Below are 5,167 nucleotides of genomic sequence, written 5' to 3' on the forward strand. Positions count from 1 at the left end.
GATCGAACGCCTGCCCTGCCAGCTGTGCCTGCCGGCCACCGAATGCCGCGGCACCCGGCTGCTGGCCCTGTTTCGTCCGGCGCCGGCCCTGCGCTCTCTGTTCGACAGCTTCACCGCGGCGCTGGACGCTCGGCGCAACCCGCTGGGCCTGCCCCGCGCATTGCTCGCTCACTACTGGCGGGCGGCAGGCGTCGGCGCCCTGCTCGGCGGCGGCCCGCTGTGGCCGGTCGCACTGCACGGCGGCAATCCGCTGCTATGGCTGTGGCTGCTCGGCTGCGCCGGTATCGGCGCCCTGACGGCCATCGGCTGGCGCATGCTGCGTCAGATTTCCCGGGAAATGCCGGCCAATGGTTTCGCCCTGTGTTCGGGCATGCCCGGTCCGGACGATCAGGCCCCCGACGAGGTGCTGACGCCCTGGCTGACCGAGTACCTGGATCGCCTCTGCGGCCAGCGTCAGGCCTGCGCCTCCAACGCCGACAGCATCGAGCGCGAGCGCCCGCTGACCTTCGGTGAACTGCGTCGGCATGGCATCGACCTGCAGATGATGACCACCTGCGCGAGCATGGCCCGGCCCTTCCGCCTGCCCTTTCGCAACGACGAAAAGGTGCGCGAGAACAACCAGTTCCATTTCTCCGAGAGCGAGTTCGGCGCGCTGTTTCCGCAGCGCGTGGTGAACTGGATGCGCGCCCGCCAGCGCCCGGCGCAACAGGGCGAGCGCAGCGACGGCCTGTATCGTCTGCCGCTGCCGGACGACCTGCCAGTGGTGGTCGCCGTGCGCATGAGCCTGAGCTTTCCGCTGCTGCTCAGCGCCGTGCCGCTGCACGCGGTCGACTACCGCAGCGACGACTGGCGCCTGGAGCGCTGCTGGTTCACCGACGGCGGCATTGCCTCGAACTTTCCCATCCATTTCTTCGACCAGGCCCTGCCGACCCGGCCCACCTTCGGCCTCGACCTGGGCAGCACCGAGGACGCCGACGGCCCGCGCGTACATTTTCCGGCACGCAACGGCGATGCGCGCCTGGCCTACTGGCGACGCTTTCCGCAAACCGGCCTCGGCGCGCTGGGCAGCTTCCTGCGCATCGTGATGAACGTGGCCAAGGACTGGAACCACGAAACCCTATCGCTGCTGCCCGGCTTTCGCGACCGTATCGGCCTGATCCAGCTCACCCGCGAGGAAGGCGGCCTGAACCTGACCATGCCGGCCGAGCGCATCGCCCGCCTCACCGAGTACGGCCGCCAGGCCGGCATCGAGTTCGTCCGTCGCTTCGGCGATCCGGCCTGCTGGCCGGCCGGCGCAGAGCCCGTCGCCATGAACTGGGAAAACCATCAGAGCATTCGCCTGCGCCTGATGCTGGCCAGCGTCGCCGAGCAGCTGGCCAGCCTGGAGCGCGCGTGCAGCACGCTGGCGCACACGCCCGAGGACTACCGGCGCTTCTTCAGCGAGCGCTACAGCTATCCGTTCAAGGGCCTCGGCAACCTCGAAGCCGACGCCAACGGCCGCTATCCGAGCCAGGCCGCGTTGGCCCTGGCGCAACTGGAAGCGCTACGCGGGCTGTCGCGTCTGCTCGAGGAGCATGCCCTGGAGCGACCTGGCCTGCATCCGGCCGATGGCGCACCCAAGCCGACCCCGGAGCTGAAACTGCGTCCGCGCGTCTGAGCCTGCACGACGAGCGCGCAAATGCCCTACAATCGCCCGCTGCCTACGGCCGCGCCGTTGAACGTCATCAGCCACGACCCGCTCACCACCATGCCATCGATCACTACCGACCTAGACCGCTGCGTGCAGCAGCTGCGCAGCGGCAACCTGCTCGCGATGCCCACCGAGACCGTCTACGGCCTGGCGGCGGACGCACGTAACGGCGAAGCCGTGGCCAAGGTGTTCCAGCTTAAGCAGCGCCCCGACAGCAACCCGCTGATCGTCCACCTGGCCGATGCCAGCCAGGCATCTAACTGGGCGAGCCATATTCCGGCGCAGGCGCAGGTGCTGATGGATGCCTGCTGGCCGGGGCCGCTGACCCTGGTCCTGCCGGCCCGCGACGACGTGCTGCGCAGCGTTACCGCAGGCCAGGACAGCGTCGCCCTGCGCGTGCCGGCGCACCCCGTGGCACGCGCCCTGCTGCAGGCCTTCGGCGATGGCCTGGTGGCCCCCTCGGCCAACCGCTACATGTCGATCAGCCCCACCAGCGCCGCCCACGTGGCCAGGCAGTTCGCCGAGAGCGCACTGCTGATTCTCGACGGCGGCGCCTGTCAGGTCGGCCTGGAATCGAGCATCGTCAGCCTGCTGCCTGGCGACAGCCCGCGCCTGCTGCGCCATGGCATGCTCGGCCAGGCGCGTCTCGAACAGATTCTCGGCCAGGCGCTGGAAAACCGCCCCGGCAGCGTGCGCGCGCCGGGCCAATGTCGCCGCCACTATGCGCCGGGCACGCCGACCAGCAGCTTCAGCGAGCTGCCCCGGCCGCAACTGGATGACCCCGACTGCGGCTGGATCTGGTGTGGCCAGGCGCACCCCAGCCGCGGCCCGGCCGTCGACCTGAGCGGCGATCCCGAGCGCTATGCCGCCGGCCTGTACGCCGCGCTGTACCAGCTCGATGCACTGGCCCTGCGGCACATCCATATCCAGCTGCCGCCGCAATCAGCGGCCTGGGCGGCGGTGCATGAACGCCTGAGCCGCGCCTGCGAGCCGGCGGCGCCTTACTGAGGGGGCGCTGGCGCTGCCAGAGGCGCCTGCATTTCGGCAAAGCTGGAAAAGGCCTGCGCGGCCGGCGAGAGTGCCTTCCTGCGCCAGCGCACCAGATACCACTGGTTGGCGATGGGAAAATCCTCCACATCCAGTTCGACCAGATTGCCCACCGCCGTGTGGATCAGCGTATGGCGCGACAGGATGGCGATGCCCAGTCCCGCCGCCACCGACTCCTTGATGGCTTCGTTGCTGGCAATGGTCATGTGCGGCTTGTAGGGCCAGCCGTGACGGGTGAAGTGATCCTCGATGGCGAGCCGCGTACCTGAGCCCGGCTCGCGGCTGAGAAAGGGTTCCTGCGCCAGCTGCTCCCAGCGGATACGCTGTCCGCTCAGCCGGTGCCCGGCCGGCGCGATGACCACCAGCGGGTTCTCTGCCAGCGCCACGCATTCCAGGTCGAGGTGATCGGGCGGCTGGCTGAATACGTACAGATCGTCACGGTTGTCCTCCAGACAGCGGATCACATCCGAGCGATTGGCGATGTTCAGCTGCACCTCCACCTGCGGGTACTGCCTGCAGAACGGCCCCAACAGGCGCGGCACCAGGTATTTTGCCGTGGTGACCGCGCCGAGTCGGAGCTGCCCGGTAGTCAGCCCGTTGAGCTGCGCCAGCCGCATTTCCAGGCGGTCGAGCGCGTCGAAGATTTCCCGTGCTCCAGCCTGCACCTCGCGTCCGGCGTCGGTCAGATACAGACGCTTGCCCAGCTGTTCGAACAGCTCCATCTGCAGTGCCTGCTCCAGCTTGGCGAGCTGGGTGGAGACCGAGGGCTGGGCCAGATGCAGCGTCCTCGCCGCCTCGGTGACGCTCAGGTGCTCGGCCACGGCAAGAAAGGTCTCCAACTGGCGGAAGGTGGTCTGGCGCGTGTGAAAGCGTGATTTATTCATCGTCTTCTACCAATGCTAAAGCGCTAGATAATCTATTATCGCCAATGCCTGCGACTGGCGAGAATCGGGCCGACAGCCGCCATCAGGGATTTCGTCATGTCTGCCGCCAGTTCGCTTTCCGCCCAGCCTTTGCTCGCCAGGCAACCCGTGGCCTTTCTCACCTGCCATGACAAGGCGCGCCTGGTCAGCGAGGCGCTGGCCGCGCTGGGTTTCGCCGTCGAGCCGCTGAACACCTACGACACCGATCACTTCGGCACCTTCAGTCGCGAAACACCCAGACGCGGCTCCGCTCACGACACGGCACTGGCCAAGGCGCAACTCTCCGCCAGCCTCGCCGGCAGCCGCTACGGCCTGGGCAGCGAAGGCAGCTTCGCGCGCGACCCGCATGTCGGCTGGTTGCCCTGGGACTATGAAGTGCTCTGCCTGTGGGATGCCGAACGCCAGTACAGCGTGTTCGCCATGGCCGGTTCGGGCGCGACCAACTACGCGCAGAGCGAGATCGACAGCCTGCCCGCCGCTGAGGCCTTCATGCGCAAGGCACAGTTTCCCCAGCATGCGCTGATTCTCGGCCGCCCCGGCGAACCCTGGTTCCGCAAGGGCATCCGCCAGCGCGACTGGCTGATCGGCCAGCTGGAATGGGTGCTGGCCCGCGAGCCCAACGTGTGGCTGGAAACGGACATGCGCGCGCACATGAATCCGCTGCGTCAGGTGGTGATACGCGAAGCGGCAGCCGCCCTGGCCCGGCATCTGGCCAGCCTGTGTCCAAGCTGCCAGGCGCCGGGCTTCGCCATCGTCCGTAGCGAGCCGGGCCTGCTGTGCTCCGACTGTGGCCTGGGTACCCCGCTGCCAGCCGCACAGCACTGGGGCTGCCCGGCCTGCGGTCATGAAGTCCGGCGTTCGCTGCCACAACTGGCTTCACCCTCGCACTGCGCCTATTGCAATCCTTGAGCGGTAGCACCCGCTGCCAATAACCTGGCAGCGGGCACCTCTGACTTCACCCCGCCAGCTTCTGCCAGCCCGCCTCCCCTCGCCGCTCCAGCGGCATGCTGGCGTCATCGTCCAGGCGCAGCAGGTGCAACCAGCCGTGCTCCACCAGGTCGCGTACCACCTGGTGCGTGGCGATCACCCGCTCGATCATGGCCTGCGGTGCTGCCAGCACCACGCTCAGGCGCAGCGGTCGGTGCACCCAGCGCTCGCCGTCGTGCAGCGACTGGCGCGCCAGGCCGATGCGCAGATCGCCACCGTTGCCCTCGAACACCCCGATATGTCCGCCCACCACGTTGTGCAGCACCTTGTTGCCACTGCCGAACCGCCGGTTGTCGGTGGTGGAGGTCAGGTACTGCAGGTTGATCCAGTGCGCCACCACCATGGGTGCGGTCATGATCAGCTCCAGCACCTTGCCGTCCTCATCCTGCCGCCAGTCGTAATCGTGAAGAAAGACGCGCCCCTGCAGATCGACGCCTCGCGTACGCTCACGCGGAGCGGCGATGAACCCGGCGTTGCCGGCCAACCCCCACTCCGGCCGGGTCTGCGCCCAGTCCCCGAC

At 68.2% G+C, this 5,167-nt stretch carries 5 protein-coding genes; 3 read left to right on the forward strand and 2 right to left on the reverse strand.

Going from position 1 to position 5,167, the window contains the following annotated elements:
- Positions 1 to 1,657: patatin-like phospholipase family protein (locus N7333_RS23905; RefSeq protein ID WP_279859481.1), on the forward strand; the 1,657-nt coding region annotated here is incomplete at its 5' end.
- 21 nt (positions 1,658 to 1,678) lie between these two features.
- Complete coding sequence (locus N7333_RS23910) at positions 1,679 to 2,698, forward strand: L-threonylcarbamoyladenylate synthase (protein ID WP_129482308.1); 1,020 nt, start codon at positions 1,679 to 1,681, stop codon at positions 2,696 to 2,698.
- Here the strand turns inward: N7333_RS23910 and N7333_RS23915 are convergent.
- Positions 2,692 to 3,621, reverse strand: a complete 930-nt coding sequence (locus N7333_RS23915) for a LysR family transcriptional regulator (RefSeq protein WP_129482307.1) — start codon at positions 3,619 to 3,621, stop codon at positions 2,692 to 2,694. The genes N7333_RS23910 and N7333_RS23915 overlap by 7 nt on opposite strands.
- 96 nt (positions 3,622 to 3,717) lie before the next feature.
- Here N7333_RS23915 and N7333_RS23920 point away from each other — a divergent pair, with 96 nt between their 5' ends.
- Positions 3,718 to 4,569, forward strand: a complete 852-nt coding sequence (locus N7333_RS23920) for a DUF6671 family protein (protein WP_129482306.1) — start codon at positions 3,718 to 3,720, stop codon at positions 4,567 to 4,569.
- 46 nt (positions 4,570 to 4,615) lie between these two features.
- Here N7333_RS23920 and N7333_RS23925 read toward each other — a convergent pair.
- A partial coding sequence (locus tag N7333_RS23925; RefSeq protein WP_279859482.1) for a putative inorganic carbon transporter subunit DabA occupies positions 4,616 to 5,167 on the reverse strand: 552 nt, incomplete at its 5' end.

Origin of the sequence: Pseudomonas sp. GD04158 (genome assembly GCF_029834875.1) — a bacterium.
Lineage (GTDB): Bacteria > Pseudomonadota > Gammaproteobacteria > Pseudomonadales > Pseudomonadaceae > Aquipseudomonas > Aquipseudomonas hydrolytica.